This is a genomic window from Mumia xiangluensis, assembly GCF_010994095.1.
Taxonomy (GTDB): Bacteria; Actinomycetota; Actinomycetes; order Propionibacteriales; family Nocardioidaceae; genus Mumia; species Mumia xiangluensis.
Genome location: NZ_WJYO01000004.1, coordinates 468,868 through 494,457 on the forward strand (window position 1 = coordinate 468,868; position 25,590 = coordinate 494,457).

Genomic DNA, 25,590 nt, shown 5'->3' on the forward strand with positions numbered 1-25,590 from the left:
GTCAGGCGGTCTCGCCGGCCGCCCAGCGCTTGGCATCCTCGAGCCCGGCCAGGGGGAACGCGCGAGCCTGCCCCGGCCAGAGGATGCTGAAGACCTTGATCGCGGGGGCGGCCCACCGGGCGTCGGTCACGACCGCGATGCGTTCGAACGCCGTGGCGTGACGCAGGCCCAGCTTCAGGTCCTCCCAGGCGGCGTCGCCCTCGTACTCGTCGAACTCGGGACCGAGGACGTAGACGATGCGGACCTTCCCGTGCTGGGCGATCGCGTCGTCGACCAGCGGGAGGAGGACGTTCTCGTAGTCCTCCTTCTCGACGTCGTCGACCGCCTCGAGCCCGATGACGCCGACCGGCATGTCTCGCAGCACACGGATCATGGGGGTCAGTGTTGCGGTGGCCGGTCCGAGCCGTCAACGCTCGTGCACGGCCGATCGCTCGGACACGACCGCTACAGACCGCGCCAGGTCGACGTCGCCCGGCCCACGCGCTCGGACAGACCGGCCCCGACGAGCACACCGACGGCGATGGCGACGATCGAGAGCAGGGCGTTGATGAAGTCCCCGAGGCCCGCGGCGGCATCGGCGCCCACCAGCTCGGCGACACCCTGGAGGCTCAGTGCACCAGGGACGAGCAGCCAGAACGCGGGCAGGAACGTGACCGGCACGGGCGGACCGCTCCGGCGGGACTGCACGGCGTAGGCGACCGGGAGCACCACCGCACCGGCGACGAAGCTGGCGCCCAGCGCTCCGAGGAGGACCCCGGAGGCGGCCTGGGCGCCGTACGCGACATAGAGGACGACCAGTAGCCAGACCAGGGTGCGCCGAGGAGCGGACGACGCGAAGAAATGGCCCAGCCCGAACACCAGCACGCCCACCCACGGTGCCCACGCCCCGAGCGAGGTCGTCGGCGCATCGCCGGACCGCACCGGCAGGCCCGCGGCCTCGATGCCCATCGCGATGCCGACCGTGAGCAGCAGGAGCCGCTCGAGCCCGTAGATGAGGCGCGCCGAGCCCGAGATCATCGAGCCGGCCGCCAGCTCGACGGTCGCCATGGTGAGCGCCGCTCCCGGCAGCATCGTGATGAGCGAGGGGATCACGATGTCGAGCGGCCACGCGTCGAGGTAGGGTCCGGCGAGCTCGAAGGCGGCCCAGGTCACCCCGAACGCCGCCACCACCGGAAGCACCAGGGAGAGTACGAGCACGCGGTTCGCGAGCAGCTCCAGCAGCCCGACCATGACGCCGAGCGCGAAGTAGACGGGCAGCGTCGACGCCGTCGGGTTGAGCACCAGGCCCAGTCCCACGGTGAGCACGCCGGTGCCGAGCACGCGCACGACGGGCCCGAAGCGTGGTCGTGAGCGCGTGAGCGCGGTGAGCCGCTCGGCCGCGGCGCCCACCTCGATCTTGCTGTGCCGGATGTCGTCGATCAGCCGGTAGAGGTCGTCGATCTGGTCCAGGCGCAGGGGGCGGTTGCTGCCGGGCGCGAAGTCGACCCGGGTGGAGGACCCCGCGACGATGCGGACGAAGACCCCGGTCGGCAGCACGAAGAAGCTGACGCCCTTGGCCGAGTACGCGCGCGCGACGTCGTCGAGGATCAACGTCACCCGATCGGCGGCGTCGCCCGCACGGCACATCGCGACGCCGAGCAGACGCAGGAAGTCGAGCACCGCCTCGGGCGGCTGTTCGACCAGCGGCTCGGGCGGTGGTGCAGGGGACGGGAGGCGGCTGGAGGCGATCCGGCTGATCCCCGCCCACACCCGCTGGCGGGCGCCGGACAGCCGATGCGGCAGGCGCGCGGGCCGTGCGTGCGGATCTCCCTGATCGACGTCGGCCACGGTGGTCATTATTCCGGCGACGCAGCGGATCCGGCTCGCCCGAGAAGGGTGAGGTCAGCACCCGGCACGTGTCCTACGTTCGGGGTACCGGCGGGTCGACGCCGGCCCTGGACGCCGTGCAGAGGGGGAGACCGATGAGCACGACCACGCGGGTGCCGCCCGCCGCCTTCACGAACGACGACTACGCCGCACGGATGCGTCGAGCCGTCGACGACGCCGCTGCCGCGGGGCTGGACGGGCTCCTCGTCACGCCTGGACCGGAGCTGGTGTGGCTGACCGGCTACCAGCCCACGGCCATCACCGAACGCCTCACCGTCCTCGTCCTCCGCCCGGACCACGAGCCTGCGCTGCTGGTGCCGACCCTGGAGCGTCCCGACGCCGAGGCGGCCGTCGGAGCACCGACGCTCTCGATCGTCGACTGGGCCGATGGTGAGGACCCGTTCGTGAGGGCCGCCGCGCTCGTCGGTGAAGCATCGACGATGGGGATCTCCGACTCCGCCTGGGCACTCCACCTCCTCGGACTCCAGGCGGCAGTTCCGGGTTCGGCGTACCGCTCACTGACGGACGGCCTGCCGATGCTGCGGGCCGTCAAGGACGCCAACGAGCTCGCGCGGCTCGGCGCTGCGGGCGCCGCGGCGGACGCGGCGTACGAGCAGATCGTGGGCGTCCGGTTCGCGGGCCGGAAGGAGACCGACGTCGCTGCGGACCTCGCCCGCCTGCTGCGCGAGCTCGGGCACGAGCAGGTCGACTTCACGGTCGTCGGCTCCGGACCGAACGGCGCCAACCCGCACCACGAGGCCGGCGACCGGGTCATCGAGGTCGGTGACGCCGTCGTCCTCGACTTCGGTGGACTCATGGACGGGTACGGCTCGGACACGAGCCGCACCGTGAGCGTCGGTGAGCCGAGCGACGAGGTACGCGCGGTGCACGAGGTCGTACGACAGGCGCAGCAGGCTGGCGTCGACGCCGTGCGCCCGGGTGTCGCCTGCCAGGAGATCGACCGCGCGGCCCGCGCGGTGATCACGGAGGCGGGGTACGGCGACCGGTTCATCCATCGCACCGGACACGGGATCGGGACGACGACGCACGAACCGCCGTACATGATCGAGGGAGAGCAGCAGGAGCTGGTTCCCGGGATGTGCTTCTCGGTCGAGCCGGGCATCTACCTGCCCGGACGTTTCGGGGTCCGCATCGAGGACATCGTCACCGTCACCGTCACCGGCGGGCGGCGCCTCAACAACACCGCCCGCGACCTCCGGATCGTGGAGTAGGACCGGCCTCTCGGGCGGGTCCGAGTCACCCGCCGTGGGTGAGTCCGACGGAGTGTCACGCGACCCACAATGGGCTCATCGACGCTCGACACGACCGGAGGCGGACATGCGAGAGACTCATCAGCTGCGAGCGACGCCATGAGTGCGGCGGACGTCCCGATCGGCGGGTCCGCAGCCAAGGGTGCCGCCCGCGCCCGCGTCCCCGCAGCTCACTGGATCTCGTGGGTCGCGCTGGCGATGATGACCACCAGCTCCGTGGCGAGCCTGCGCGCAGCGCCGACGATGGCCGTCTACGGGCTGGCGTGCGTCTTCCTCTACCTGCTTCCGGCCGTGGTCTTCCTCCTGCCGACCTCGCTGGTCTCCGCGGAGCTCGCCTCGGGATGGTCGGGCGGCGTCTACAACTGGGTGTCCGAGGGTCTCTCGAAGCCGTTGGGATTCCTGGCGGTGTGGTGCCAGTTCGCGATGACGATCTTCTACTACCCGAGCCTGCTCGGATTCGTGGCGAGCACCCTTGCGTACGTGTTCAACCCTGCGCTGGCGAGCAGCGGCGTGTGGACCGCGGCGGTCATCATCGTCGTCTACTGGTCGGGCGTGTGGATCTCCTCGCGAGGGACCGCCGGCGTGGCGGGACTCGCGAGCGGCGGGCTCATCATCGGGACCCTGATCCCGGGCGTCGTCCTGGTCGTCCTCGGCATGGTGTTCCTCGGGCAGGGCAACACGTCGGCCGCGCCGATGACCGCGGACAACCTGCTCCCTGCGTGGGCGGGGTTGTCGAGCCTCGTGCTGATCGTCAACAACTTCCTGTCCTATTCCGGCATGGAGATGAACGCGGTCCACGTGTCGTCGCTGAGGAACCCTGCCAAGGAGTTCCCGCGGGCGATGTTCCTGGCGATGGGCCTCGTGCTCGCGATCTTCATCCTGCCGGCGCTCGCGATCAGCTGGATCGTCCCCGCTGAGGAGCTGTCGCTGACGGCCGGCGTCATGCAGGCCTTCGACGCGGTGTTCGCGAACTTCGGCTGGCAGTGGCTGACGCCGATCGTCGGGATCATGCTGGTCACCGCATCGCTCGCCGGCATGCTGACCTGGCTCGCCGGGCCCTCGAAGGGTCTGCTGCTGATCTCGCGCCAGGAGGGCTACCTGCCGCCGTTCCTCCAGCGGCTCAACAAGAACGGCGTGCAGCAGAACATCCTGGTCGTCCAGGGCATCATCACCACCGTGATCGGCCTGGCGTACGCGTTGATCCCCGACGTGTCGAGCGCCTACTGGATCTTCTCGGTGATCACCACGCAGGTCTACCTGATCATGTACCTGCTGATGTTCCTCGCGGCGATCCAGCTGCGCCGCAAGCAGCCGGACCATCCACGCGGGTATCGGGCACCGATGCTGGTGGGACTGTGCGGCGTCGGGTTCGCGGCGTCGCTGGCCGCGCTGCTGGTCGGCTTCATCCCGCCGTCGCAGTTCTCGTCCGGGAGCTCGGGCGTCTACTTCGCGATCGTCGGTGCGGGAGCGCTCGGCCTCGGCCTGCTGGTGCCGTACCTGTTCTACCGGTTCCGCAAGCCCTCCTGGAAGCAGCCTGACGTCGCGGAAGGAGCCGAGGCATGAGCACCCCTGTCGAGCCGGTCGAGACCCAGGGCAAGGGCGAGCGCACGGTCATCTACGTCGCCGTCGTCGTCATCATCGTCGTCGCTGTCGTCGTGGCGCTGTTCGTCTTCGAGTCGAACCGCGAGAGCAGACAGGCCGAGGAGAAGGCCGACGAGCTGATCGCGGCGATCGAGGACGCCGGTCGCGACGCGCCCGACCGTGACCAGATCGTGCGGGTCCTCGGCACGGACGGTGGAGCGACCTGCGAGAACCCGAACGACGCGTTGACCCGTGCCGTCCTTCTCGCGCAGCTCGCGAACGGAGCCAGCGGACCGGGAGCGCGGCCGGTGATCGCCGACAGCCGTGTGGTCCAGGGACAGCTGCTGATCATCGAGGTCTACTGCCCCGACGAGCTGGAGGAGTTCCAGCAGTTCGTCGACGACCTCGAGACCGACGACGTGGCAGGGGAGTGAGCATGGAGCTGCGTGACCGCGTCTCCGGATTCATGTCCACGGTCCGCGACGAGCTGGCCGAGCTGGTGGCGATCACGTCGGTGGCCGATCCTCGCCAGTTCCCGCCCGAGGAGTGTCAACGGGCCGCGCAGTGGGTCCTCGACAAGTTCGCGGAGGTCGGGTTCACCGACGCGCACCTCGAGGAGACCGCCGACGGCAGCATGGCGGTCGTCGGGTCGCGCCCCTGCTCGGACCCGGACGCGCCGACCGTGCTGCTGTACGCCCACTACGACGTGCAGCCGCCGCTGGACGACGCCGCCTGGCGGACACCGCCGTTCGAGCTGACCGAGGTCGACGGCCGCTGGTACGGCCGCGGAGCCGCTGACTGCAAGGGCAACATCGTCATGCACCTGACCGCGCTGCGGGCGCTCGGTGACGAGCTCGCCGTCAACCTGAAGCTGGTGGTCGAGGGGTCTGAGGAGCAGGGCACGGGCGGGCTCGAGGCGTTCGTCCCTCCGCACGCCGACCTGCTGCGGGCCGACACGATCCTGGTGTGCGACACCGGCAACGCCTCGGTCGGACACCCGGCGGCGACCGTGAGCCTCCGCGGCATGGTCAACGTCGTCGTGACGATCGACGCGCTCACCAACGAGCTCCACTCCGGGATGTTCGGCGGCCCCGCGCCCGACGCGCTGGCCGCACTGGTCGCGACCCTGGCGACGCTGCGCGACGCCGACGGGAACACGACCGTCACCGGCCTGGACAACACCCGCACGTGGTCCGGCGCGCCGTACCCGCCCGAGCAGTTCGTGAAGGACGCAGGCCTGCTCGACGGCGTCTCGCTGCTCGGCGACGGCAGCCCGTCGGACATGCTGTGGGCGCGACCCGCGATCACGATCCTGGGCATCGACTGCCCGCCGGTGGTCGGCTCGACCGCGGCGATCACGCCGCGCGCGGCGGCGCGGCTCAACCTGCGGATCCCGCCGGGGATGGCGCCGGACGACGCCGAGCGTGCCCTGGTCGACCACCTGCGCGCGGCCGCTCCGTGGGGGGTGCACGTCACCGTGGAGACCGAGGCCAAGGGCTCGCCGTTCGAGGCCGCGACCGACGGCCCGGCGTACGCGGCGATGGAGGCGGCGATGCAGGAGGCGTACGGCACGGCGATGACGCGCCTCGGGCAGGGCGGGTCGATCCCGTTGTGCAACGTGTTCGAGGAGACCTACCCGGACGCCGAGATCATCCTCATGGGGGTCGAGGAGCCGTTGTGCCTCATCCACGCGCCCAACGAGAGCGTGGACCCGAAGGAGATCGAAGCCATGGCTCTCTCCGAGGCCTTGTTCCTGCGGAGGTACGCGACCTTGCAGCGTTGATAGGCTGGCGGGACGGCTCATCGGACTCGCCTCCGAGAGCCCAGGCCCCGAGCAGAGCTTCCACCTCTTCTCGGGGCCGACCTGTCTTCTGGGGACGGCTTGAGATCCCGTTCGGCTGATCGTCCGATCTTGTCCACAGGCTGAGCCGCGGGGCTGTCGGTGTGACCCTCGTTTACGGCAGGATTCCGGTCACGATCACCGCCGTGGGGAGTCCCGTGACGACGAGCAGCCTGGCCGACGAGGTGCGCGCTGCCGTGCGCGCCCGCGGGATCGATCCGTTGCGCGACGCGGAGACGGTGCACAGGATCGCCGAGGAGGTCGCCGCGGCGCACGATCAACGGAGCCTGACGGGAGCGGTGGCGCCGTTGGCCGATCCGCAGGCGACGGTCGGTGAGCTGGTCGCAGCGGTCGCGGGCCTCGGTCCGCTCCAGCCGTACCTCGACGATCCCGACGTCGAGGAGATCTGGATCAACGAGCCGTCGCGGGTGTTCGTCGCCCGTGGCGGCCGGCACGAGCTGACCTCGGTGATCCTGGGTGCGGCGGAGGTGCGCGAGCTGGTCGAGCGCATGCTCGCGACGAGCGGGCGCCGCCTCGATCTGAGCCAGCCGTTCGTGGACGCGACGTTGCCGGGCGGCCATCGCCTGCACGTCGTGCTCGAGGGGATCTCGCGAGGGTTCGCCGCGGTGAACATCCGCAAGTTCGCTGGATGCCTCCTGCTAGAGGTCTGACCTGCGACGATGTGCGCATCATTGCTCCTCGGTCCGCACCTGGTCCGCGAAAGCGTTGGCCTCTTCGCCAGAAAGCTCGCCTCGCTCCCTGAGCGCATCGGCGATCTGGTGGAGTAGCTCGAGATTGCTGGAGCAGATTCGCTCCGCCTCAGTCATCGCCTCAAGCGCCGCCACGTCATCGACGAGGCGTTTGGCGTTGAATTCGTCGTTCGCGTACGCGCCCGTCAGTTCGAGATTCATGAGCTCGTCGGCCGCGGCGGATTCTGCGTGGGCCCAGGCCCGAGTCGCGGCAGCGCCGGCGATCTGCATGATCGCCTCCGAGTGCTTGTCGAGCCCAGTGCCCGGCACCGGATGTACCGCGCCATGGACGTCGTCCGCCCCTTCCATCGCACCTGGGCCGATCACCACGCGGTCGATCGGTCGTCCCATCGCTCCGTGAGCTACCACATGCCCTGCCTCGTGCACGTAGATGTCGCTGAAGTCGCGTGGGCTATCCATTGGATGCTCCCGTGATCCTCGTGGCTCCGAGCACGCTGTCGATCGCCGCCCGGGTCATGTCCTCGGAGTCCGGCCAGAGGTGCGAGTACGTGTCCAGCGTCTCCTTCGCCGACGCGTGACCGAGGCGAGCTTGGACGACCTTGACACTCTCGCCGTGGCGGATAAGCAGCGAGGCGTAGTAGTGCCGAAGGTCGTGGAGCCGAGTCCCGTCCGGCGCGCCGACTTCGCGTACGGCGTCGCGGAACGCCCGCGTTACGAGGTCGCGGTTCAGAATGCCGCCGCCGGGGTTCGCGAACAGCATCTGGTCGACGCCGGTCCCGTGCTCGGCCACGTGTACAGAGAGCGCTTCGACGACAACCTGGGGGAGTGGGATCGTCCGGATCCCCGAGTCGGTCTTCGGTGGGCCGAACGTGTGCGGGCGTGTCAGCAGAAGTTGCCTGTCGACGCGCAGCGAGCGCCGCAGGAAGTCGATGCGGTCGAGGGTCACGCCCGCGGCCTCACCGGGCCGCACGCCAGTACCCGCCATGAGCCGCACGATCGCGCGCCATCGGGGCGGCATAGCCTCCTCGAGCGCCAAGACGGTCTCGGTGGGCAGCGGTTCGATGACCGGCTTGTCGATGCGGGGGAGCGTGATTCGTTCGCACGGCGTACGGGCGATGAGGCGGTCGTCTACAGCTGCCCGGAACACCGAGCGCGCGTGCTGGAAGGTCACGCGGACGGTCGCTGGCGCGAGCTCGGCAGACATCGCCTGCACCCACGATTGAATGTCTGAGCGGCGGATCGACGCGATGGGGCGCTTGCCGAACGCTGGGATTGCATGCACCCGGAGCGCGGAGTCAACTGCGAGGGCCGTGTTCGTCCTGTGCATCTGCAAGTCCTGCCAAGTCCGGGCGTACGCCTCGAACGTGACCTTCCCGGCGCGGGGGTCGACGTACGAGCCGGTGAGCATCGACGTCGTGACCTCATCAAGCCAGCGCTGGGCGTCGACCTTGCGGCTGAAGTGACGGGAGTGCTCCTTGCCGGCGTCGTCGCGGTAGCGGGCGCGCCACTGGCCGTTCGGGCGCTTGGCGACACTACTCATCGTCGTGGTCCTCCCAAGTGATTCCGTCGCCGGCGATGTGGTGCGCCTCCTTGATTAGCGCAAGGTAGAGCTTTGACACGATCGTGCGGAGTTCCGAGGACAGCGCCTCCGTGGGTCCCGGGGTCACCGATGTCGGTGCCCCCCTGCCCACGAGATGTCCATGCACGTACTCGTTCAGCTCGGTGTCCCTCAGGGCAAACAGTTCGGCATTTGCCTCGAGGACCCCGGCAATGGCATGGACGAGCGCATCCTCGGCCGTATCGATACTGGCTAGTAGTTCTTGGGCCCTGCGCTGATCTAGAACCTCGACCGGCGTGAGGAGGTCTTCCATCGTCGTCTCGAAGACCCTGGTTAGAGCGACGAGTTCATCCACGGTGACCCGGCGGGGCGGATCGCCCTTCTCGATCTTGTAGATCGACGAGGCGTTGATGCTGCAACCGATGGCGGTCATGTCTTTCGATAGCGCCTCGTAGCTGAGTCCGCGGCGGTTCCGCTCGCGCTCGATGCGGCGGGCAAGGTTCGCCTCCGCGTCGATCGATCTAGCCAGATTCGGCCTAGCCATCCCGCCTCCATTCCTATACGAAACGTACCTTAGCTGGTTTGGCTTGATTCAGTCAACGTCTTCCAACAGAGTTTCACGCAGAAACGCTCCATTGCTTCTTAGGAAGGAGAGTCGGTGATGTACATGACAACAGACGAGGTTGCGAGCCTTCTCCGCACCAAGCCGAGCACTGTCAGGTACTGGCGACACGTCGGCGAGGGACCCCGGTCGTTCAAGGCAGGCCGACGGGTGCTGTATGCCCGCGGCGACGTTGACGCCTGGATCAAGGCGAAGCTCGAGCAGGCGTCCTGACGTGCCGGTGACCGGCACCGTGCGGGCCGATCTCCGCACGAACCCGCGCCGGGAGCTACGAGCGCTAAATATGGTGCCTGATGACGCGCGCCTTGAGCTCGTTGTCGACAGCCATGTCGATCCCGTCGCCGTTCACCTGCTCAGTCCTCACCTCGACCGGTTGCACGTCGACGTCCAGGGAGAAGCCACGGCGGTCCGTCGATGGATCGCGGCGCTGCGGACCGGCGACCCCCTGGCGGTGGTCTAGATGCCGAGGTTCATCACCGTGGAGATCGTCTCGAAGAGCGCCGCATACGTCAGCGGCCACGGCGCTCGCGAGCTGATCGTCGAGTGCGGCGCGAAGTCGCCGATGTGGATGCCGCGCCGGCACGCGTGGGCCACCTCGGCGAAGATCGCCAGCGACGTCTTGGCGCTGTGCGACATGCGAAACCTTCCCGTCCGCATGATCGAGGCGGTGGGCGAGTGACCGCAGCAGCGCTTAGTCCGCCTCCCGAAGAGGAACCGCTCGAGCCGACCTTCCGTCGCGTGTGGCAGCCTGTCGACCTCGACGCGGTGCTGTCGGGGCAATGGGCGCCGCCAACGCCGAGTGTCGGTCGCCGGAGCGACGGCGTAGGGCTCTTCTATGCCGGCAAGGTCCACACGCTGGCAAGCGAGTCGGAGGCCGGCAAGACCTGGCTCGCGATGTCGGCCGTCGTGGACGAGATCGCGGCCGACAATAACGTCGTCTATCTCGACTTCGAGGACGACGAGGGTGGCGTTGTCGGGCGGCTGCTCACGCTCCAGGTCGGTGCGGAGGCGATCCGTCGTCGGTTCCACTATCTGCGCCCCACCGAGGCGCTCGGGAGCGGGATTCACCTCGACGACCTCCACATGCTCCTGCGCGCCACCCGGCCGACTCTCGCGGTCCTCGATGGCGTGACCGAGGCGATGACGCTGCACGGCATGGACCCGCTCTCGAACAAGGACATCGCGACGTTCGGCCGGATTCTGCCAAGGAGGATCGCGGACGCCGGGCCGGCGGTCGTGTGCCTCGATCACGTCGTGAAGTCGGCGGAGGGACGCGGGCGCTACGCGCTCGGCGGCGTGCACAAACTCAACGCCCTGGATGGCGCCGCGTTTGTGCTCGAGAACCGCAAGCCGTTCGGCATCGGACTCACCGGACGGACGACCGTGCGCCTGGCGAAGGATCGCCCGGGTCAGCTCCGAAAGCACGGGCTTCCCGGCAAGGACGGGCTGTCGTGGTTCGCCGATCTTGTGCTCACGTCGCATGAGGAGCGTTTCGCTGAGGTCGAGGTCATCAAGCCGGCAGACGCAAGCAGCACCGAGTTCCGTCCGACGACGGTCATGCGGCGGGTGAGCGATGCGCTGGCCGAGCATGGTCCGATGTCGGCCCGGCAGATCGAGGCCGTGGTGACAGGAAAGGCGAAGACGATCCGGGATGCGATTGCGATCCTGCAGGTCGAAAAGTACATCACCACGGGCTCCCCGATTGGGTCGATCCGACCGTTCGAAGGCGGTGCGGATCGATGAGGGTGCGTCCCCGGCATTGGGACGCGCCTCCGCGTCCCTTCGTCCCAAGCGTGTCCCCCCGTGTCCCGGGGTGCGTCCCCACTGTGTCCCGCGTCCTGGGGCAGCCCGCGAGGGGGGCGTGTCCCCGTGTCCCCCCTCTTAAGGGAGGGGACACGGGGGACGCGCTCTCCGGAGCCCTCGATCCCAGGAGGGCGTGATGAGGCGCGGGCTGTCGGTCGAGTACGTCGATGGAGTCGTATGTGTCGTCATCGCTGATGTCGATGCCCTGCACGAGCTTGCGGCGATCGTTGCGCAGTCGAACTCCGCTCGGGTCTACCGCGGTGGCGACCCGCTGCGTTCGGCGGAGCCGTTCGTCTCAGCCGCCCGGGCGTGCATCGCAGTCCGAGAGCTGGTTCCGGGAAAGGAACTCGAGCCGACGTCGATCCTGCCTCCGACGGCAGTGTGGATCACAGCAGACCAGGCGGCCTCAGAGCTCGGGATCACCGCCCGCGCTGTTACGAAGCGGGCCGCAGCCGGCGGGCTCGTGGCGAAGAAGGTAGCTGGCCGCTGGTGGATCAACCTCAAGGAGACGACACGTGAAGCCGCATAGCCCGATCTACGACGCGTACCGCAAGCTCACGCGCGAAGCAGCCGACAACATCAGCCAACTGCTTCCGCGGACCGCCTCAAGCTGGCTCAAGCAGCCCGACGGAGGCCCCGCCCTGAAGCGCCCCCCGGCGATCGAGGCAGCAGCCAAGCACTGGCACGGTGTGCCGGCCAAGCTCGACCAGATCGACACGGAACTCGACACCCTTGGCAAGTACGTCGTCGGGACCTGGAGTCAGACCGAGCTCACTCAGGCCGCAAGGCTGACGCGGATCCAGATCCGTGCGGCTGAGTCTCGAGTTGCCATCGAAGGCCTGCGCGGTCAGGTCCTCGCCAGCTCACGCGCTGCTCTCGCCGCCCTGCGTGACGGCGCCTATCCGCCGCGACCTGAGCCGCAGGACGCGGCTCAGGAGGCCGCCCTCGCCGGACTCAAGGCCGACCTTCAGATGGTGCTTGCCCCGCTCACGGGATCCCAGGTGCCCGATCGGATGGTGAGCCGGCTCGAGCGTGCCATCGGCGACAGTGACGCCCTCGCCTCGTGGCTCCTTGCGTCGAGCCGCTGGCCCGAGGACTACCTCGAAAGTCGAGGTCAACTCGAGTACGCGAAGGTCTGGGGGGAGCACGTCGCCTCCGCGCTCGATCGAGTGACCCCGCCGAACCTCGCCGAGGTTCGGACGGTCTACAAGCGTGCGGCCAACGCACGGCAGGGGCTGCCGTCGTTCGAGGTCGCGTTGAACAACGCCCTCCCGCAGGTGATCACGCTCTTCGCTGACTGGCAGATGTACGGCCGGACGGCGTGACACATGCGCGAGGCCGCCAGGGGTGGGTGGGGAGGGACCCCCTGGCCCCCCACCTACCGAACCGCCGGAGAGGGCTGAAAAGAGTGCGCACGCATCGGACGCTCGTTTTCCCCTCGGTCAAGGAGGTCGGAGATGGCTGAGACACCAAAGGTTCCGAACCCACCCCCACGACTGACTCCGCGCGCTTCCGCGTTTTGGCGTGACGTCTTGGCCGTGTACGTCCTCGACCTCACGGAGATGCAGTTGCTGCGAGAGGCATGCTCACTGCTTTCGGAGATCGACGACCTTCGCGCCGCTCTCAGCAAGGTAGGCGTGACCGTCGAGGGCTCGACCGGCCAGCGTCGCGTGAATCCCGCGGTCGGCGAGATCCGACAGCACCGCCTAGCACTCGCGCGGGTTCTCAAGGCGCTCGACCTGCCAGACACGGGCGCCGACGCCGCGCGGACGGACCCGCGAGTCTCCGAGCTTGCCCGGTACGCCGCGAATCAACGTTGGAACAAGGAGGCGTGAGGATGGCTCGACTCCGTGAACCAGAACGCCCGCCGGTCACATCGCAGGCGCTCCCGAAGGCGCTGGCGGTCGGCTGCCTCGTCGAGGTCTGGGAGGCGCCACACGGGATCACCGCTGGCGCCCTCGCGGCCTTCCGTCGATTCCGTATTGCCGCGAGCCACTGGCACAACACCCATGGCGTTGCAGCCACCCACAGCTCGCCCTGGACGCTTGAGTACCTCACCTACCGCGGTCAGGCCGAGCGGTCGGGCCGTTCGGTTGAGGAGCTCGTCGCCGAGCGCCTCGGCAGGTACGGGGTGGCTGTCGCGGATATCCCAGCGCTGCGCGAGGAAGCCGAGGAGCTCGTGAGGGCGGCCGGGCCGGCGCATGACCCCAGGAGGCCCCGTTGACAGGCCGCGTGACCGTGATCGCTCAACTCGACACCCATGCCCGCCGCATCGTCGGTAAGCCGTTTGCCGACTGCACGCTCGCCGACCTCGACAGGCTGAACCGCCGACTCTTGACGGAGGCGATCGCGACCCGCGCGGCAGCCCGCGCGATCGATGTCGTCACCGAAGACCTCACCCAGCGCCTCGTCGCTGACGGCACTGCCGCCGCAGAGGCCCACGCCAACCGCAAGGAGACCGTATGACCTCGCGCTCCGTGCTCGTTCGCCTCAAGGGCGATACCGGCGACTTCGACCGGGCGCTCGCTGGTGCATCGGCGAAGGCCAAGGCGTTCGCGGGTGATCTGGACGCGTCGAGCGACCGGATGTCGAACCTCGTGCAGACCGCGCTAGCGCTCGGTCCCGCCCTGGTCCCGATCGGCGCCGCGGCCATCCCGGCACTCGCTGGGCTGACCACGCAGTTCACCGCGGCTGCCGGTGCCGCCGGCGTCGCGGTGCTGGCCTTCTCTGGTGTCGGGGACGCCCTTGAGGCGCTGAACGACTACGAGCTCGAGCCGAGTGCGGCCAACCTCGAGCAGCTGAACGAGGCCATGGCGAAGCTCGGGCCCGCTGGTCGCGACTTCGCCCGCTTCCTGCAAGAGATCCGCCCCGAGATGCAGGGCTTGCAGGACGTCGCTCAGGCGGGCCTGTTCCCCGGCCTCGAGGACGGCATCACGGCGCTGATGACCCGCGGCCCCGAGGTCGAGGGGATCATCTCCGAGATCGCCGACACGATGGGCGACCTCGCGCGCGCGGCGGGCGAGTCGCTGGCCTCGGATCGCTGGACGGAGTTCTTCGAGTACGTCCGCACCCAGGCGCGACCGACGCTCACCGACATGGGTTACGCGCTCGGCGATGTGACCGAGGGCCTGGCTGACCTGATGATGGCGGTCGATCCGCTCTCGGACGACTTCTCGTCGGGCATGCGCGACGCGGCCCGCAGTTTCCGTGAGTGGGCCGACGGCGTCTCGGAGACCGAGGGCTTCCAGGAGTTCCTGACCTACGTGCAGCGCGTCGGCCCCGAGGCGATGAGCACCCTCGGCTCGATCGGCAACGCGCTCCTGCAGGTCGTCGAGGCTGCGGCTCCGGTCGGCGAGGCGTCGCTGCCGGTCATCCGCGCGCTCGCGAACACCATTGCGGCCGTCGCTGACTCCCCCGCCGGCCCGGTCCTGATCGCGGTCGCCGCCGGCATCTCTGCCGTGTCTCGTGCGGTCGCGCTGTACAACGCCGCGCAGGGTTCCGCGCTCATGGGTCTCCTCGGCGGCGGGAAGGACGGCGCCAAGGCGGGCGCCGGCTACCGCGCTGCGGGCGCCGGGATCGCCGCTCTCGCGCTGTCGATGACCGACCTCGACGAGAAGCTCGGCGTCTCCAACACCGCCATGCTCGCGACGATGGGTCTCGTCGCCGGTCCGTGGGGTGCGGCGATCGGTGCCGGCGCAGGGCTCGCCCTCGATTTCGCCGCGAGCAACGACGACATCGCGGACTCGATCACACGCCTCAACGACGTCATCGGCAACGAGTCGACGCCGGTTCAGAGGCAGATCAAGGAGTACGAGGAGGCGCAGAAGGCCCTCGACGAATACAAGCGCGACGTCGAGGGATTCTGGTCGACCGCCTTCACCTTCAAGGGGCAGAAGAACGCGTGGGAGGACACGTTCGGGCGCTCCGACGTCGAGGAGATGCAGGCCGAGCTCGACAAGCTCGAGAAGAAGCTCACCAAGGCCAAGGGCCAGACCGGTGTTGACGCCCAAGCGAAGATCGCCGCCGAGCAGACAGCCGACGCCTTCGACATGCTCGGCGACTCCGCATCGTCGGCTGCCGACCAGGCGCAGGGCCTCGCGGACGCGCTGTACGCCGTGATCGACCCGTCGCTCGAGGCCGACAAGGCCGCACTCGCAGCCAAGGAAGGGTGGGCCGGACTGGTCGACACCCTCGCCAAGACGAAGGGCGCATACAGCGACACGTCCAAGGCGGGCCTCGAGTCACAGATCGCGCTCAAGGAGCAGGCGAAGGCGACCATCGAGGCTGCCACGTCGCAGTTCGCCCTCGACGGCAACACGCAGAAGCTCACAAGGTCGCTGGTCGCCTCGCGTGACCGCCTCGTCGAGGTGGGCGCTGCGGCAGGCATTCCGCTGCCGAAGATGCGCGCGCTGGCTGACGAGATGTTCAACGTCCCCGACCTCGTCGAGACGACTGTCCGGCAGAACGGCGCCGAGGGTGCTCGGAGCCGCGTCGAGGCGCTGCGCAAGGCGTACAACCTGACGCCGAAGCAACTCCGGACGCTGGTGTCGGAGGCGGGCGCGAACCCGACCAAGGCGAAGGTCGCGGACCTGGCGAAGCAGTACAAGCTGACGCCGAAGCAGGTCACCACGATCATCTCCGCGCAGGATCAGGCGACCCCGACCATCCGCACGGTGACCTCAGCGCTCGCGAGCATCCCGCAGACCGTCACGTCGACCATCGTGGTCCGTCGCAGCGGTCCCGGTGGCGGCGGCGGCATGACGTCGAACGCTGACGGATCGGTGACGGACTACTACGCCAACGGCGGCATGCGCGAGAACCATGTTGCGCAGATCGCTCCCGCCGGCGCGTGGCGCGTCTGGGCCGAACCGGAGACGGGTGGCGAGGCGTACATCCCGCTCGCCGCGTCCAAGCGTGACCGGTCGATCGACATCTGGACCGAGACGGGCCGACGTCTCGGGATGCTCGAGTCGTACGCCAACGGTGACGTTCGCGATGCACTGCAGGGCTTCAAGATCAACCCGCGCATGGACCGCTCGAGCATCCGCTCGGAGGTCCGCGAACTCCTGCGCGGTCTCGATGACGCCGTGGGCCGCAACTCGCGCCTGTTCAAGGCTGCCGACCGGCTCGGCGATCGTCTCGACCGCAACGCGAAGGCGCTCGACAAGAACCGTGAGCGGCTCGAGCGGGTCACCAGCGCACGGGCCGACCTGATCGGCGACGTGCGCGGGAACCTGACTCACGACCCGTTCGGTGGCGGCCTGTCGGACTTCCGTACGCAGACCGACGCCGACCGCAACGACGCAACCGCCTTCCGACGCGCACTCGCGACGGCCCGTGGCAAGGGTCTCGACGGCACGCTGTTCCGCGACCTCGCAGCGAAGGGCAACCTTGCGCTCGTCCAGGAGTTCGCCGGGCTGTCGAGGGGCCAGATCGAGCGCGAAGAGGTCCGATACCGAGGTGCTCAGTCGGCGATCAACAGCGCCGCGACCTTCGCCGGCAACGCCACGTACGGCAAGGAGATTGCCCGCCTGAACCGCACGCAGGACCGCCTCGAGAAGAGCATCACGCGCCTCGACAAGAAGGTCGACCAGTTGCCGCGCGCGGTGAAGCAGGGCTCGAAGGAGGGCTCGAAGGAGGGCGCCGAGGCCGGCACCCGTGACGGCCAGAAGAACCAGGCGCAGAAGGCGAGAGGGCGGCGAGGATGACGGACTACCCGATCCTGCGGTTCGTTGCAGATTTGGCGACGCTGACCCGAACGATCGGCTTTACTTCACTATCGGAGGGGCTCCGAGACGCGAAGGAAGAAGAAGGCATGGCCACCCACGGCTATCTGATCTACACGGTGCGAGCGCACGAGTACCGAGACCCCGACACGGCGATCCCGCTGCGCTCACTCCCCGACGACGGGGCTGACCTGTTCGAGGAGTTCTGCAAGGCGGCGCTTACGCGGATGGACGCGGGTCTTGAGGCAGACGACGAGCGGTCAAGGGCGTTCGAGCTCTTCAGTGCCGATCGCCTTGACGACGGCGCCTTGTGGGTCGCTGCGGAGTCTGGCGGCTACGGCTCGCAAGGGAACACCACCAACGTGGACAGCGGCGACAAGCGGCCGTTCAGCGAGCGCGACGCAACGATGACGCCCAAGCGAGCGATGTTCTGGCTGCCGCCAGACTCCGACATGGGTCTCCTCTTCTGCGAGCGGGTGTCCGGATCACACATCCGTTACCAACTCGAGCGGACCATCACGCGCCCGGCAAGCAAGCCCTTCAAGGTGTCGGTCAAGATCGCCCCCTTCGCCGACCACGAAGCGTGGCGCCGATACGTCGACAGCGCCGAGGTGCTCACTGTGTCCGCGGTCTACCGACCGACCACGATCGAGGACGAGGTCGCCGGCGGTCGGGTCCGAAAAGCGGGTGAACTCAAAATGACTCTCAATGGCGGTGCCGCTCGCAATGTCTTCGGCGGATTCCGGGACTACCTCTCGAGGAGGTGGGGAGCGGAGGAGGGCGGGCCAAGGGCAGTCGAGATCGGCACCGCGGTCCCCACGGTGCCAGACAGCCTTCGACCCGCGAGCGCGGATGACTTCGACCGCCAGCGCATCGAGGCCGCCTTGAAGGGCGAGGAGGGTCAGCGCACGGTCGTCATCGAACGCGACCAGCCGCCAGCCTTCGTCTACCAGACGGAGTACCTTGGCGATGCGGACCTGCTCGGGCTCTGGCAGGAGGAGACCCGTCGGCTCGAGGCAATCTATGGCGAAAACGTCTTACCCGGTTGGCATCCTGCGGTGTGAGTGAACGACGGCTAGCGAGGTGGGTGGAGTCGATGCTGAAGCTCCCAGGGATCGATCGGCTCGGACTCTTCGAGCTCGTGAGCGATCATCAGCAGACCCTCTACAAGCTGGACGAAGACCGAAATCGCCGACCACGCCGGGCAGACCGTGTCGTCCTTTGGGGCTGCCCGATTGGGGTCGCCGCGCTCTCCTTCCTTCTCGGGTGGCAGCTTCAGTCTGTCGGGCCGCTTCTCAACGGAATCGCCATCCTGACCGGCGGTCTCTTCGGGCTTCTGGTGATGATCTTCGGCCTGCAGTCCCTGAGTACGGCTCGCCCTGGCACGAAGCGGGCAACCGCGGCCCTGGTCGCTGAGACTCGCGCGAACGTCGCGTACGCGACCGCGCTCTCGCTGTTGCTGGTGACCGCTCTCATGCTGACGGATGCCTTTTCCGAGCCGAGCCGAGACGGCTACTCGCCGTTGGCGACGGCGATCGTCCTCGCGTTGCTTCTACACCTCGGCCTAGTGCTGTTGATGGTGCTCAACCGGATCCGGCTCGCTTACTCGAGGCTCTGAGTAGCGGCCAACCGAACCAGGACGACCCCCCTAGGACCGTACTGGCCTGTCATCCTCGCTCAGCGGATATGTGTCGATCGCCTCCGCCGCTGCCTCGACCTGACTCCGCGCTTTCTGCCACCGTGCCTGGATCTTCGGGTCGACATCGTCCATGTCGCAGTCGAAGTCACTGACGCAGTCCGACCACAGGCGGTTGGCCTTGGTGTAGTGGTTCAGCGCTGTCTCAAGCTTGACCCCGACCGCCGTGAGGCAACTTCCGTCAAGCGTGGCCGCTTCCTTGAGTGCCTGGTCGTAGGAGACGTGGATGTCGCCGACCTCGGTCCCGTAGTCAGGTAGGCGCAGCCCGACGCTGAGGCGTGACCCGAGCTCTTCGAGGGTCGTCAGGAGGTCGCCGAACACCTCAGAGCATGCCCGCCTCGACGCCGTGGTCGCCTCGGCGAGTTCCTCGACGTACGGGTCTGTGGTCGGCAAGGTCTCGGTCGGCGACGGCCTCGGTGGTGTCGACTCCGCCTCTTTCGGTTCCGTTCCTCCGCAGGCTGTGACTACCACCAGCGCTGCCACCACCCCGAGCAATGCCTTCACCTCGACCAACCTCCAAGAGCGTGTTGAGCGGCTGTCAACCAGTGTTACGAGACGCAGGGCCAGGCGTCGGAGGTTTGTCTCGACCCATATGTGAACGCTGACGAGCCGCACTCGCTACGATCCCCGTCCATGAACGTTGACCTTGCAGTCGCCGCGATTGCCGGCGCAGCGGCGCTGCTCGCCTCCCTGCTGCGCGAGATCGGGATAGGAGGGCCGCGCCGAACGATTGAACGCGACCTCGCGATTGCCGAGCGGATGCCGACCGATTCCCCCATCCGCGCCAAGCTGCTCGAGAGCATCGAGCACCGCGTTGACCAGATCATCCCTAACGCCGACGCGTCGCGCGACGTTTACGGAGCGTGGCTGGCGGCGTCATTGTGCGGCTTCTTTGCCGCAGTCGCGTGGCGGACGGCAACGTGGGGATCGTGGTGGTGGATCGCGGCCGCATTCGCGATCGCACTGGCGCTCACGTTCGTTGGCCTCATGATCCATTCGATCCGTCAAGTGCCGCGAGACGCCAAGGGAAACCCAATCGAAGGCGCAAAGGCCGAGGCGAGCGAGTAGGTGCTCGTGATGCAACTGTTTCACAGGACAGATGAAGGCGGTCGGAAAGGCATAGAGCAGGCTGGCTTCGCGCGTTCGCACAGCCTCGACTGTCCGGAGGCGAGCTGGTTCCTCGCCGACCGCAGCCTGCCTGCGCCATACGGTGCGCGCGGTTGGTGGGTCGTCGTGGAGATGCCAGCGGGCGTTGCAGCGGACTATTGCTGGGAGGACGACCACGACCTCTACTGCATCCCGTGGGATGTCGTTAACGCGTACAAGCCGTTCACGTTCGAACAGGAGCGGTAATCCGGCGCGAAAGTCTGAGGAGGGGGCCGGTGCCGCACGCGGCACCGGCCCCCTCGCCCGTCAGGCGTCGATCTGCACCGAACTCATGCGAGCGCGAACTCGTCCTCGAGGTACATCGCGACCGCCAGCCGACGCTCGTCGAACGTGAGATCGTCGTCGACGAAGAGGATCCGCTCCCGCACACACATAAGCGTCTCCTCCGCGAGGTCGCGGACCTCGCGCACCCTGATGCCCAGCATGATCAACGGCTCGAACGGCTCCATCACGAGACCTGCGTTGCGGCGAGATCCGCCTCGATCTGCTCGAGAGCTACGGCAGCAGCGACCAGCTCAGCGGCGAACTCCCGGGCTTCCTGCGTGCTGCCCGTGAACCCTCCTGAGCCCAGGTCGGCGGCGACGTGCAGTCGTGGCTGCACGCACTCGTCCTCGCGGACGTAGACGTTCTCCGCGATCTCGAGCTCGTGCCAGCCCGGCGCCTCTCCGAACGACGGGTCCGGGTGCCCCGTGCACCATCCCACGGCGTACGGGCACTGGATCGTCGAACGAGCAGCGGCGCTCATCGGGCACCTGCCGCGTCCACGATCGCCGACGTCAGCGACGCACGTTCCCACGGGAAGAGGTCGCGCTCCCCACGCTCGATACGGGCGATGGTCGACGCCGACATCGAGCACTGCTCTGCGACGGCTGAGAGCGAAAGTTCAGCGGCGGTGCGGATGGTGCGAAGTGCGGCGCCCGCGGTCCCAGCCGGCGCTACGGTTGTTGAACGGTTCATGGGAATTCTCGCTTTCCTGTGGGTCGAGGCCTCGAGCCGGAGTCACTGCTCCGCTCGGGGCCGTTCTGTGTGGGCAGTCTTGCCCGTGCCGCAGACACTCTTCAGTCCGCAGATAGTCCGCAGGACGTCCGAGAACGTCCAACGAGTGCCAACGCCTGCAAACGTTGTTTGTGCAGGTCAGAGGCGGGTTCGGGGAATCGCCACAGGTCAGCGGGGGTGCCCGCGCTGAACATCCGCAAGTTCGTGACCCGCTTCCGCGGTCTCGCCGACCTGGTTGCCGCGGACACGATGACCGAGCACGCCGCGGCGTTCCTGCGGGCGAGCGTCGTGTCGGGGCACAACGTCGTCGTCTCCGGGGGCACGCAGTGCGGCAAGACGACGCTGCTCAACGCCTTGGCGGCCGAGGTCCCCGGCACCGAGCGCGTCGTGTCGGCCGAGGAGGTATTCGAGCTGCGCTTCGCCCACCCCGACTGGGTGGCGCTCCAGACGCGCCAGTCCGGGCTGGAGGGCACCGGCGAGATCCGGCTCCGCACGCTGGTCAAGGAGGCCCTGCGGATGCGCCCGTCGAGGCTCGTGATCGGTGAGGTCCGCGCGGAGGAGTGCTTCGACCTCCTGCTGGCGCTCAACGCCGGCATCCCGGGCATGGCGACGCTGCACGCGTCGTCGGCACGGCAGGCGCTCGTCAAGATGTGCACGCTGCCGCTGCTGGCCGGCGAGAACATCTCCGCGCGGTTCGTCGTGCCCACCGTCGCGACCTGCGTCGACCACGTCGTGCACCTGGGCATCGACGCGCACGGACGCCGTACGGTCCGCGAGATCGCTGCGGTGAGCGGACGGGTCGAGAACGACGTGATCGAGACCGAGACGCTGTTCGAGCGCCGCGACGGTGTCCTGGTGCGGGCGAGCGGCACCCCCGCGCGGTCGGAGCGGTTCACACAGGCCGGCATCGATCTCGGCGCGCTCCTGAGGGCCGAGGCGTGACCGGCTCCGTGGTCGGTCTCGGCGTCGGCATCGGGCTCCTGCTGATCTGGTCCGGGTTGACCTCGTCGACGCACGGGGACACCGCGCCCGCCCAGCGAAGGAGCCGGCTCGACGAGCTCTTGGCGCGGGCTGGCGCGGACGGTGCCACGTCGCGCGGCGTCCTCGCGGTGTGCGCGGTCTGCGGAGTCCTCGGACTCCTCGTCGCGCTCGTCGTCACAGCGACGCCGACGGTGGCGCTCGTCGCGGGCGCCGCAGCCGCGTACGCCCCGATCGCGGCCGTCCGCGGACGCGCGCGCCGCGTCACCGAGGAGCGGGCCGCAGCCTGGCCGGAGGCGGTCGACCACCTCGCCTCCGCCGTACGCGCCGGCATGTCGCTGCCCGAGGCCCTTGCCGGCCTCGGCGAGCGCGGGCCAGAGCCTCTGCGTCCCGCGTTCGCCGCCTTCGCCCGCGACTACCAGGTGAGTGGGCGATTCTCCGAGTGCCTCGACGCCCTCAAGGCGCGGTTGGCCGACCCGGTCGGCGACCGGGTGGTCGAGGCGCTGCGGCTCGCACGCGATGTCGGCGGCGGTGATCTCGGCCGCATGCTCCGCACCCTGTCGGCGTTCCTGCGCGACGACCTCCGGACCCGCGGCGAGCTCGTCGCTCGTCAGGCGTGGACGGTCAACGGGGCGCGTCTCGCCGTGTCGGCGCCGTGGATCGTTCTCGCGCTGATGTCGCTCCAGCGGGACGCGATCTCCCAGTTCGGATCCGGCACCGGTCTGGTGCTGCTCGTCGGTGGCGCGGTCGCGTGCCTCCTCGCGTACCAGCTGATGCTCCTCATCGGGCGGCTTCCCCGCGAGCCCCGGGTGCTGCGATGACGGCCACGATGATCGGGGCCGTGCTCGCTGCCGGGGTCGCGCTCGGCCTCCTCGAGCTGTGGCACGTGGGGCGCCTGCGGCGTCGCCCGAGCCTGGTCAGCCGCATCTCCCCGTACGTCAGCGACCCCGGAGCCGGATCGGCTGCGACGCCCGACGGCGTACGCCCGTGGGCCGCCGGGCACGCGGTCTTCGGCCCGTCGCTGCGCCGAGCCGCCGGAGTCGTCGAACGCGTCGTGGGCGGCAGCGCCTCCGTACGCCGCCGGTTGCGGCGCTGCGCGTCGGAGCAGTCCGTCGAGGAGTTCCGCACCAGTCAGGTGATCTGGGGCGTGACGTCCTTCGGCGCCGTCGCGGTGCTCCTCACGACGTGGGGGCTCCTGTCGGACGTGTCACCGCTCGCCGGGCTGGTCCTCTGCGCGGTTGCCGGTGTCAGCGGCGTTCTGGCGCGCGACCTGGCGCTCACCCAGGCGGTCCAGAGGCACGAGGAACGCCTCACCAGGGAGTTCCCCACGCTCGCCGACCTGCTCGCGCTCGCCGTCGCCGCGGGGGAGGGCCCGGTCTCGGCCCTCGAACGCGTTGCCGACGTCAGCAACGGCGCTATGTCCGCCGAGCTCCGCACGGTCGTGGGCGACGTCCGTACGGGGCGCCCGCTGACCGTCGCGCTCGACGACCTGTCCGCACGGACCGGCGTCGCAGCGGTCGCTCGCTTCGCCGAGGCGCTGGCCGTCGCCGTCGACCGCGGGACGCCCCTGGTCGAGGTCCTGCACGCGCAGGCGGCCGACGTCCGGGAGGCCGGTCGCCGCGAGCTCGTCGAGTCCGGCGCTCGCCGCGAGGTGCTCATGCTCGTCCCGGTCGTCTTCCTCGTCCTCCCCGTCACGGTCCTCTTCGCCTTCTATCCCGGACTGGTCGGGCTATCCCTCACCTCCCCCTGAACCCAAGGAGCGCCCATGCGCCTACACCGCACCCGCCGAGCGCCACGCGCAGACGCCCGCGCCCGACGGCCTCGCGACGAACGCGGCGACGTCCCCGGCTGGGTCATGATCACGGTCATGTCGGCCGGGCTCGTGGCGGGTCTCACCGCGGTCGCCGGCCCCCAGCTCAAGGCGATGCTCGAGGCGGCGTTGACCTCCGTCTCGGGATGAGGGCGGGCCGTCCTGCGACGCGTGCTTGCCGCCGCGGAGCGGGCAGGGGATCGGAGGACGCCGGGTCGGCGGTGGCTGAGTTCTGCCTCGTGATGGTGGTGCTGGTGCCGCTGGTTCTCGCGATCGTCCAGCTCGCTCTGGTCCTCCACGTCCGCAACACCATCACCGCCGCGGCGGCCGACGGTGCCCGCGCGGCCTCGCGCGACGGCGCCACTCTCGACCTCGGTGCGCAGCGCGCGCGTGAGCAGATCTCGCGGGCACTCTCGCCTCGGTACGCCCGCGACGTCGTCGCCGAGCGCGCCGCAGCAGGCGGCCAGTCGCTCGTGGTCGTCCGCGTGCGGACGACGGTGCCCGCACTGGGGTTGTTCGGCGCGACCGTGGAGGTCGACGCCACCGGACGTGCAGTCCTGGAGGCCGGATGACCCGATTGCTCGGGGACCGGGGCGACCGCGGGTCCGCCATCGTGGAGATGACGTGGCTCGCACTGCTGCTCCTCGTCCCGCTCGTGTACGTGGTGCTCGCCGTGTTCGAGGTCCAACGGTCGGCGTACGGCGTGAGCGCGGCTGGACGCGCAGCCGGGCGCGCGTTCTCTCAGGCGCCTGATCCGGCCACGGGTCGCGAGCGCGCAGCGCGTGCCGCGCAGCTCGTCCTCGAGGACCACCGGATCGACGACGCGGCAACCGACGTGGACATCCGTTGCACCGGGGGACCGTGCCTGAGTCCTGGATCCTCGGTCGTGGTCACCGTGACGACGCGTGCGCACCTCCCGTTCGTCCCCGACGTCCTCGGAGGGGCGCGGCCGTCGGTGCACCTCGACAGCACGCACACCGAGCCGTACGGCCGCTTCCGTGAGGACCGCTCGTGATCTGGGCAGGCTCGCGACGACCACGACGTGGCGAGCGCGGCCAGGTGACCGTCATGCTGATCGGGTTCTTCGTGGTGGTCGGCCTGGTGGTGGCCGTGGCGGTGAACGCGTCCGCCGCGTACCTCGGGCAGCGCCGGCTGGCAGATCTCGCCGACGGCGCAGCGATTGCTGCGAGCGAGGCGGCGGATCGCGCCAGCCTGTACGCGGCGGGCGAGACGGTCGGCCTGGATGCCGGCGCAGCGACCAGCGCAGTCGAGGACTACCTGACAGCCACGGGCTCGCTCGAGCGCCACGATGGTCTCGCGTGGGACGTCGAGCAGGTCGGTGGTTCTGTACGCGTCCGGCTCAGCGGGCGCGTACGCATGCCGCTGGTCCCACCAGGGTGGGACCAGACCGCGGCCGTCACAGCAGAAGCGGTCGTCCAGCTGAGGATCCGATGAGGCGGCCTCGCCGGCGGTCGCGGGTCATCGCTCCAGGTCAGAGCAGGTTTTCACACAGATGGGGACCCCCCTGTTGAGGTGCTTGGGGGACCGTGTAATGTTCTTCTTGTTGCCGGGGACGGCGGCGGGCAAGGCCGAGAGGCCGGGCGCGCGGCCCTGGTGACCACCTCCCCCAAGATTGCCTCTCTGGTTCTGCATGTGTGGAGCCGCTGATGGCGCTGCGGGGTGCACACGATGCCCGGTTTCGGGGATCGGTGGTGTGCCTGGTAGGTTTGGGGGTCGCGCCTTGGTCTGATGCCTCGTGTTTGGGGTTGAGGGTTTTGTGTGTCTGATGTTTGAGAACTCAACAGTGTGCTAAAAGTCGACGAGATAATCAGTATGGCTTTTTTGGGGTCATGATTCCGTGACAAATTATTTGTCAGCAAATAGTTAGTCCGGGTTCAAATGTTTGATGTTGTGGCTCAGCCTTTGGTTGGGTTTTCGACGGAGAGTTTGATCCTGGCTCAGGACG

The 25,590-nt window shown here is 68.8% G+C and carries 35 protein-coding genes and 1 pseudogene; 25 read left to right on the top strand and 11 right to left on the bottom strand.

Annotated elements, in window-relative coordinates:
- Nucleotide 1: 1 nt before the first annotated feature.
- Both GH747_RS15280 and GH747_RS15285 read right to left on the bottom strand, forming a co-directional pair.
- A complete protein-coding gene (locus GH747_RS15280; RefSeq protein ID WP_149770438.1) occupies nt 2-373 on the bottom strand; it encodes a SpoIIAA family protein in 372 nt (123 codons plus the stop codon).
- Nucleotides 374-444: 71 nt separating this feature from the next.
- Nucleotides 445-1,827 carry a threonine/serine exporter family protein gene (locus tag GH747_RS15285; protein WP_228552947.1) on the bottom strand — a complete coding sequence of 461 codons (1,383 nt, stop codon included), beginning with the start codon at nt 1,825-1,827 and terminating at the stop codon, nt 445-447.
- Between the two features lie 134 nt (nt 1,828-1,961).
- Between GH747_RS15285 and GH747_RS15290 the strand changes: the two genes are divergently transcribed.
- The 5 genes from GH747_RS15290 (at nt 1,962) to GH747_RS15310 (ending at nt 7,229) form a co-directional block, all read left to right on the top strand.
- Nucleotides 1,962-3,098 carry an aminopeptidase P family protein gene (locus tag GH747_RS15290; protein ID WP_149770440.1) on the top strand — a complete coding sequence of 379 codons (1,137 nt, stop codon included), beginning with the start codon at nt 1,962-1,964 and terminating at the stop codon, nt 3,096-3,098.
- Nucleotides 3,099-3,236: 138 nt separating this feature from the next.
- Nucleotides 3,237-4,700, top strand: coding sequence for a glutamate/gamma-aminobutyrate antiporter GadC (gene gadC, locus GH747_RS15295; RefSeq protein ID WP_149770441.1), 1,464 nt, complete (start codon nt 3,237-3,239; stop codon nt 4,698-4,700).
- Nucleotides 4,697-5,152 (top strand): hypothetical protein, encoded by a 456-nt coding sequence (locus GH747_RS15300; RefSeq protein WP_149770442.1) that lies wholly within the window; start codon nt 4,697-4,699, stop codon nt 5,150-5,152. The genes gadC and GH747_RS15300 overlap by 4 nt, the downstream gene beginning before the upstream one ends.
- A 2-nt stretch (nt 5,153-5,154) precedes the next feature.
- Nucleotides 5,155-6,501 carry a dipeptidase gene (locus GH747_RS15305; RefSeq protein WP_149770443.1) on the top strand — a complete coding sequence of 449 codons (1,347 nt, stop codon included), beginning with the start codon at nt 5,155-5,157 and terminating at the stop codon, nt 6,499-6,501.
- 215 nt (nt 6,502-6,716) lie between these two features.
- Nucleotides 6,717-7,229, top strand: a complete 513-nt coding sequence (locus GH747_RS15310) for a Flp pilus assembly complex ATPase component TadA (RefSeq protein WP_149770444.1) — start codon at nt 6,717-6,719, stop codon at nt 7,227-7,229.
- Between the two features lie 18 nt (nt 7,230-7,247).
- On the opposite strand, the gene GH747_RS15315 is transcribed toward GH747_RS15310, so the two are convergent.
- The 4 genes and pseudogenes from GH747_RS15315 to GH747_RS15325 form a co-directional block, all read right to left on the bottom strand.
- Nucleotides 7,248-7,727, bottom strand: a complete 480-nt coding sequence (locus tag GH747_RS15315) for a hypothetical protein (RefSeq protein ID WP_163695667.1) — start codon at nt 7,725-7,727, stop codon at nt 7,248-7,250.
- Nucleotides 7,720-8,676, bottom strand: coding sequence for a tyrosine-type recombinase/integrase (locus tag GH747_RS15320; protein ID WP_205602958.1), 957 nt, complete (start codon nt 8,674-8,676; stop codon nt 7,720-7,722). The genes GH747_RS15315 and GH747_RS15320 overlap by 8 nt, the downstream gene beginning before the upstream one ends.
- A gap of 12 nt (nt 8,677-8,688) precedes the next feature.
- Nucleotides 8,689-8,808: pseudogene (locus GH747_RS22535) on the bottom strand (tyrosine-type recombinase/integrase); the annotation flags it as partial.
- Nucleotides 8,801-9,370 carry a helix-turn-helix domain-containing protein gene (locus GH747_RS15325; protein ID WP_149770447.1) on the bottom strand — a complete coding sequence of 190 codons (570 nt, stop codon included), beginning with the start codon at nt 9,368-9,370 and terminating at the stop codon, nt 8,801-8,803. The gene GH747_RS15325 and the pseudogene GH747_RS22535, both read right to left, overlap by 8 nt.
- Nucleotides 9,371-9,493: 123 nt before the next feature.
- On the opposite strand from GH747_RS15325, the gene GH747_RS15330 reads away from it, so the two are divergent.
- A complete protein-coding gene (locus GH747_RS15330) occupies nt 9,494-9,661 on the top strand; it encodes a helix-turn-helix transcriptional regulator (RefSeq protein WP_228552953.1) in 168 nt (55 codons plus the stop codon).
- Between the two features lies 1 nt (nt 9,662).
- A complete protein-coding gene (locus tag GH747_RS15335) occupies nt 9,663-9,908 on the top strand; it encodes a hypothetical protein (protein ID WP_149770449.1) in 246 nt (81 codons plus the stop codon).
- On the opposite strand, the gene GH747_RS22090 is transcribed toward GH747_RS15335, so the two are convergent.
- Nucleotides 9,905-10,084, bottom strand: a complete 180-nt coding sequence (locus tag GH747_RS22090; protein WP_205602959.1) for a hypothetical protein — start codon at nt 10,082-10,084, stop codon at nt 9,905-9,907. The two genes, GH747_RS15335 and GH747_RS22090, sit on opposite strands and share 4 nt — an antisense overlap.
- 39 nt (nt 10,085-10,123) lie before the next feature.
- Here GH747_RS22090 and GH747_RS15340 point away from each other — a divergent pair, with 39 nt between their 5' ends.
- The 9 genes from GH747_RS15340 to GH747_RS15380 all read left to right on the top strand — a co-directional run bounded on the left by GH747_RS15340 (nt 10,124) and on the right by GH747_RS15380 (nt 18,595).
- On the top strand, nt 10,124-11,191 hold the full coding sequence (locus GH747_RS15340; RefSeq protein ID WP_205602960.1) for an AAA family ATPase: 1,068 nt from the start codon (nt 10,124-10,126) through the stop codon (nt 11,189-11,191).
- Between the two features lie 196 nt (nt 11,192-11,387).
- Nucleotides 11,388-11,780: a hypothetical protein gene (locus GH747_RS15345; protein ID WP_149770451.1), complete on the top strand. Its 393-nt coding sequence runs from the start codon at nt 11,388-11,390 to the stop codon at nt 11,778-11,780.
- Nucleotides 11,767-12,576 (top strand): hypothetical protein, encoded by an 810-nt coding sequence (locus tag GH747_RS15350; RefSeq protein ID WP_149770452.1) that lies wholly within the window; start codon nt 11,767-11,769, stop codon nt 12,574-12,576. Before GH747_RS15345 ends, GH747_RS15350 begins: the two co-directional genes overlap by 14 nt.
- A 132-nt stretch (nt 12,577-12,708) precedes the next feature.
- On the top strand, nt 12,709-13,086 hold the full coding sequence (locus GH747_RS15355; RefSeq protein WP_149770453.1) for a hypothetical protein: 378 nt from the start codon (nt 12,709-12,711) through the stop codon (nt 13,084-13,086).
- A gap of 2 nt (nt 13,087-13,088) precedes the next feature.
- Complete coding sequence (locus GH747_RS15360) at nt 13,089-13,475, top strand: hypothetical protein (RefSeq protein ID WP_149770454.1); 387 nt, start codon at nt 13,089-13,091, stop codon at nt 13,473-13,475.
- 8 nt (nt 13,476-13,483) lie between these two features.
- A complete protein-coding gene (locus tag GH747_RS15365; protein WP_149770455.1) occupies nt 13,484-13,717 on the top strand; it encodes a hypothetical protein in 234 nt (77 codons plus the stop codon).
- Nucleotides 13,714-16,959, top strand: coding sequence for a hypothetical protein (locus GH747_RS15370; protein WP_149770456.1), 3,246 nt, complete (start codon nt 13,714-13,716; stop codon nt 16,957-16,959). Before GH747_RS15365 ends, GH747_RS15370 begins: the two co-directional genes overlap by 4 nt.
- Nucleotides 16,956-18,041 carry a hypothetical protein gene (locus GH747_RS15375; protein WP_149770457.1) on the top strand — a complete coding sequence of 362 codons (1,086 nt, stop codon included), beginning with the start codon at nt 16,956-16,958 and terminating at the stop codon, nt 18,039-18,041. Before GH747_RS15370 ends, GH747_RS15375 begins: the two co-directional genes overlap by 4 nt.
- 32 nt (nt 18,042-18,073) lie before the next feature.
- Entirely contained in the window at nt 18,074-18,595 is a 522-nt protein-coding gene (locus tag GH747_RS15380; protein ID WP_149770458.1) for a hypothetical protein, read from the top strand.
- Between the two features lie 30 nt (nt 18,596-18,625).
- Here the strand turns inward: GH747_RS15380 and GH747_RS15385 are convergent, their stop codons facing one another.
- Nucleotides 18,626-19,177 (bottom strand): hypothetical protein, encoded by a 552-nt coding sequence (locus GH747_RS15385; RefSeq protein WP_149770459.1) that lies wholly within the window; start codon nt 19,175-19,177, stop codon nt 18,626-18,628.
- A gap of 129 nt (nt 19,178-19,306) precedes the next feature.
- On the opposite strand from GH747_RS15385, the gene GH747_RS15390 reads away from it, so the two are divergent.
- Both GH747_RS15390 and GH747_RS15395 read left to right on the top strand, forming a co-directional pair.
- The gene (locus GH747_RS15390; protein WP_149770460.1) at nt 19,307-19,741 is read left to right on the top strand and encodes a hypothetical protein; all 435 of its coding nucleotides are present in this window, start codon (nt 19,307-19,309) and stop codon (nt 19,739-19,741) included.
- Nucleotides 19,742-19,750: 9 nt separating this feature from the next.
- Nucleotides 19,751-20,026 carry a hypothetical protein gene (locus GH747_RS15395; RefSeq protein WP_149770461.1) on the top strand — a complete coding sequence of 92 codons (276 nt, stop codon included), beginning with the start codon at nt 19,751-19,753 and terminating at the stop codon, nt 20,024-20,026.
- Nucleotides 20,027-20,109: 83 nt separating this feature from the next.
- Here GH747_RS15395 and GH747_RS15400 read toward each other — a convergent pair whose 3' ends face one another.
- From GH747_RS15400 to GH747_RS22450, 3 genes are read right to left on the bottom strand one after another with little or no spacing between them, the layout of a single operon-like run.
- Nucleotides 20,110-20,289, bottom strand: a complete 180-nt coding sequence (locus tag GH747_RS15400; RefSeq protein ID WP_149770462.1) for a hypothetical protein — start codon at nt 20,287-20,289, stop codon at nt 20,110-20,112.
- The gene (locus tag GH747_RS15405; RefSeq protein WP_149770463.1) at nt 20,289-20,585 is read right to left on the bottom strand and encodes a hypothetical protein; all 297 of its coding nucleotides are present in this window, start codon (nt 20,583-20,585) and stop codon (nt 20,289-20,291) included. Before GH747_RS15405 ends, GH747_RS15400 begins: the two co-directional genes overlap by 1 nt.
- Nucleotides 20,582-20,797, bottom strand: a complete 216-nt coding sequence (locus GH747_RS22450; protein WP_149770464.1) for a helix-turn-helix domain-containing protein — start codon at nt 20,795-20,797, stop codon at nt 20,582-20,584. Before GH747_RS22450 ends, GH747_RS15405 begins: the two co-directional genes overlap by 4 nt.
- Before the next feature lie 216 nt (nt 20,798-21,013).
- Between GH747_RS22450 and GH747_RS15415 the strand changes: the two genes are divergently transcribed.
- From GH747_RS15415 to GH747_RS15445, 7 genes are all read left to right on the top strand, one after another.
- Nucleotides 21,014-21,778: a TadA family conjugal transfer-associated ATPase gene (locus tag GH747_RS15415; RefSeq protein ID WP_228552948.1), complete on the top strand. Its 765-nt coding sequence runs from the start codon at nt 21,014-21,016 to the stop codon at nt 21,776-21,778.
- Nucleotides 21,775-22,635: a type II secretion system F family protein gene (locus GH747_RS15420; protein WP_149770466.1), complete on the top strand. Its 861-nt coding sequence runs from the start codon at nt 21,775-21,777 to the stop codon at nt 22,633-22,635. Before GH747_RS15415 ends, GH747_RS15420 begins: the two co-directional genes overlap by 4 nt.
- Entirely contained in the window at nt 22,632-23,564 is a 933-nt protein-coding gene (locus GH747_RS15425) for a type II secretion system F family protein (RefSeq protein WP_149770467.1), read from the top strand. The genes GH747_RS15420 and GH747_RS15425 overlap by 4 nt, the downstream gene beginning before the upstream one ends.
- Before the next feature lie 15 nt (nt 23,565-23,579).
- Nucleotides 23,580-23,774, top strand: a complete 195-nt coding sequence (locus GH747_RS15430; protein ID WP_149770468.1) for a hypothetical protein — start codon at nt 23,580-23,582, stop codon at nt 23,772-23,774.
- Nucleotides 23,775-23,845: 71 nt separating this feature from the next.
- The gene (locus GH747_RS15435; protein ID WP_240466185.1) at nt 23,846-24,196 is read left to right on the top strand and encodes a TadE/TadG family type IV pilus assembly protein; all 351 of its coding nucleotides are present in this window, start codon (nt 23,846-23,848) and stop codon (nt 24,194-24,196) included.
- On the top strand, nt 24,193-24,639 hold the full coding sequence (locus tag GH747_RS15440; RefSeq protein ID WP_149770470.1) for a hypothetical protein: 447 nt from the start codon (nt 24,193-24,195) through the stop codon (nt 24,637-24,639). The genes GH747_RS15435 and GH747_RS15440 overlap by 4 nt, the downstream gene beginning before the upstream one ends.
- Complete coding sequence (locus GH747_RS15445) at nt 24,636-25,079, top strand: pilus assembly protein TadG-related protein (RefSeq protein WP_149770471.1); 444 nt, start codon at nt 24,636-24,638, stop codon at nt 25,077-25,079. Before GH747_RS15440 ends, GH747_RS15445 begins: the two co-directional genes overlap by 4 nt.
- The last annotated feature ends 511 nt before the right edge of the window (nt 25,080-25,590 follow it).

Bases quoted from the DNA above. Each gene is read 5' to 3' on its own strand.
- GH747_RS15370 (WP_149770456.1), top strand. From the start codon at position 13,714: ATGACCTCGCGCTCCGTGCTCGTTCGCCTCAAGGGCGATACCGGCGAC.
- GH747_RS15440 (WP_149770470.1), top strand. From the start codon at position 24,193: ATGACCCGATTGCTCGGGGACCGGGGCGACCGCGGGTCCGCCATCGTG.
- GH747_RS15290 (WP_149770440.1), top strand. From the start codon at position 1,962: ATGAGCACGACCACGCGGGTGCCGCCCGCCGCCTTCACGAACGACGAC.
- GH747_RS22090 (WP_205602959.1), bottom strand. From the start codon at position 10,084: ATGTCGCACAGCGCCAAGACGTCGCTGGCGATCTTCGCCGAGGTGGCC.
- GH747_RS15305 (WP_149770443.1), top strand. From the start codon at position 5,155: ATGGAGCTGCGTGACCGCGTCTCCGGATTCATGTCCACGGTCCGCGAC.
- GH747_RS15315 (WP_163695667.1), bottom strand. From the start codon at position 7,727: ATGGATAGCCCACGCGACTTCAGCGACATCTACGTGCACGAGGCAGGG.
- GH747_RS15320 (WP_205602958.1), bottom strand. From the start codon at position 8,676: ATGCTCACCGGCTCGTACGTCGACCCCCGCGCCGGGAAGGTCACGTTC.
- GH747_RS15280 (WP_149770438.1), bottom strand. From the start codon at position 373: ATGATCCGTGTGCTGCGAGACATGCCGGTCGGCGTCATCGGGCTCGAG.
- GH747_RS22450 (WP_149770464.1), bottom strand. From the start codon at position 20,797: ATGAACCGTTCAACAACCGTAGCGCCGGCTGGGACCGCGGGCGCCGCA.
- GH747_RS15325 (WP_149770447.1), bottom strand. From the start codon at position 9,370: ATGGCTAGGCCGAATCTGGCTAGATCGATCGACGCGGAGGCGAACCTT.
- GH747_RS15390 (WP_149770460.1), top strand. From the start codon at position 19,307: ATGAACGTTGACCTTGCAGTCGCCGCGATTGCCGGCGCAGCGGCGCTG.
- GH747_RS15345 (WP_149770451.1), top strand. From the start codon at position 11,388: ATGAGGCGCGGGCTGTCGGTCGAGTACGTCGATGGAGTCGTATGTGTC.
- GH747_RS15405 (WP_149770463.1), bottom strand. From the start codon at position 20,585: ATGAGCGCCGCTGCTCGTTCGACGATCCAGTGCCCGTACGCCGTGGGA.
- GH747_RS15380 (WP_149770458.1), top strand. From the start codon at position 18,074: ATGCTGAAGCTCCCAGGGATCGATCGGCTCGGACTCTTCGAGCTCGTG.
- GH747_RS15300 (WP_149770442.1), top strand. From the start codon at position 4,697: ATGAGCACCCCTGTCGAGCCGGTCGAGACCCAGGGCAAGGGCGAGCGC.
- GH747_RS15355 (WP_149770453.1), top strand. From the start codon at position 12,709: ATGGCTGAGACACCAAAGGTTCCGAACCCACCCCCACGACTGACTCCG.
- GH747_RS15360 (WP_149770454.1), top strand. From the start codon at position 13,089: ATGGCTCGACTCCGTGAACCAGAACGCCCGCCGGTCACATCGCAGGCG.
- GH747_RS15430 (WP_149770468.1), top strand. From the start codon at position 23,580: ATGCGCCTACACCGCACCCGCCGAGCGCCACGCGCAGACGCCCGCGCC.
- GH747_RS15400 (WP_149770462.1), bottom strand. From the start codon at position 20,289: ATGGAGCCGTTCGAGCCGTTGATCATGCTGGGCATCAGGGTGCGCGAG.
- GH747_RS15425 (WP_149770467.1), top strand. From the start codon at position 22,632: ATGACGGCCACGATGATCGGGGCCGTGCTCGCTGCCGGGGTCGCGCTC.
- GH747_RS15375 (WP_149770457.1), top strand. From the start codon at position 16,956: ATGACGGACTACCCGATCCTGCGGTTCGTTGCAGATTTGGCGACGCTG.
- GH747_RS15395 (WP_149770461.1), top strand. From the start codon at position 19,751: ATGCAACTGTTTCACAGGACAGATGAAGGCGGTCGGAAAGGCATAGAG.
- gadC (WP_149770441.1), top strand. From the start codon at position 3,237: ATGAGTGCGGCGGACGTCCCGATCGGCGGGTCCGCAGCCAAGGGTGCC.
- GH747_RS15330 (WP_228552953.1), top strand. From the start codon at position 9,494: ATGACAACAGACGAGGTTGCGAGCCTTCTCCGCACCAAGCCGAGCACT.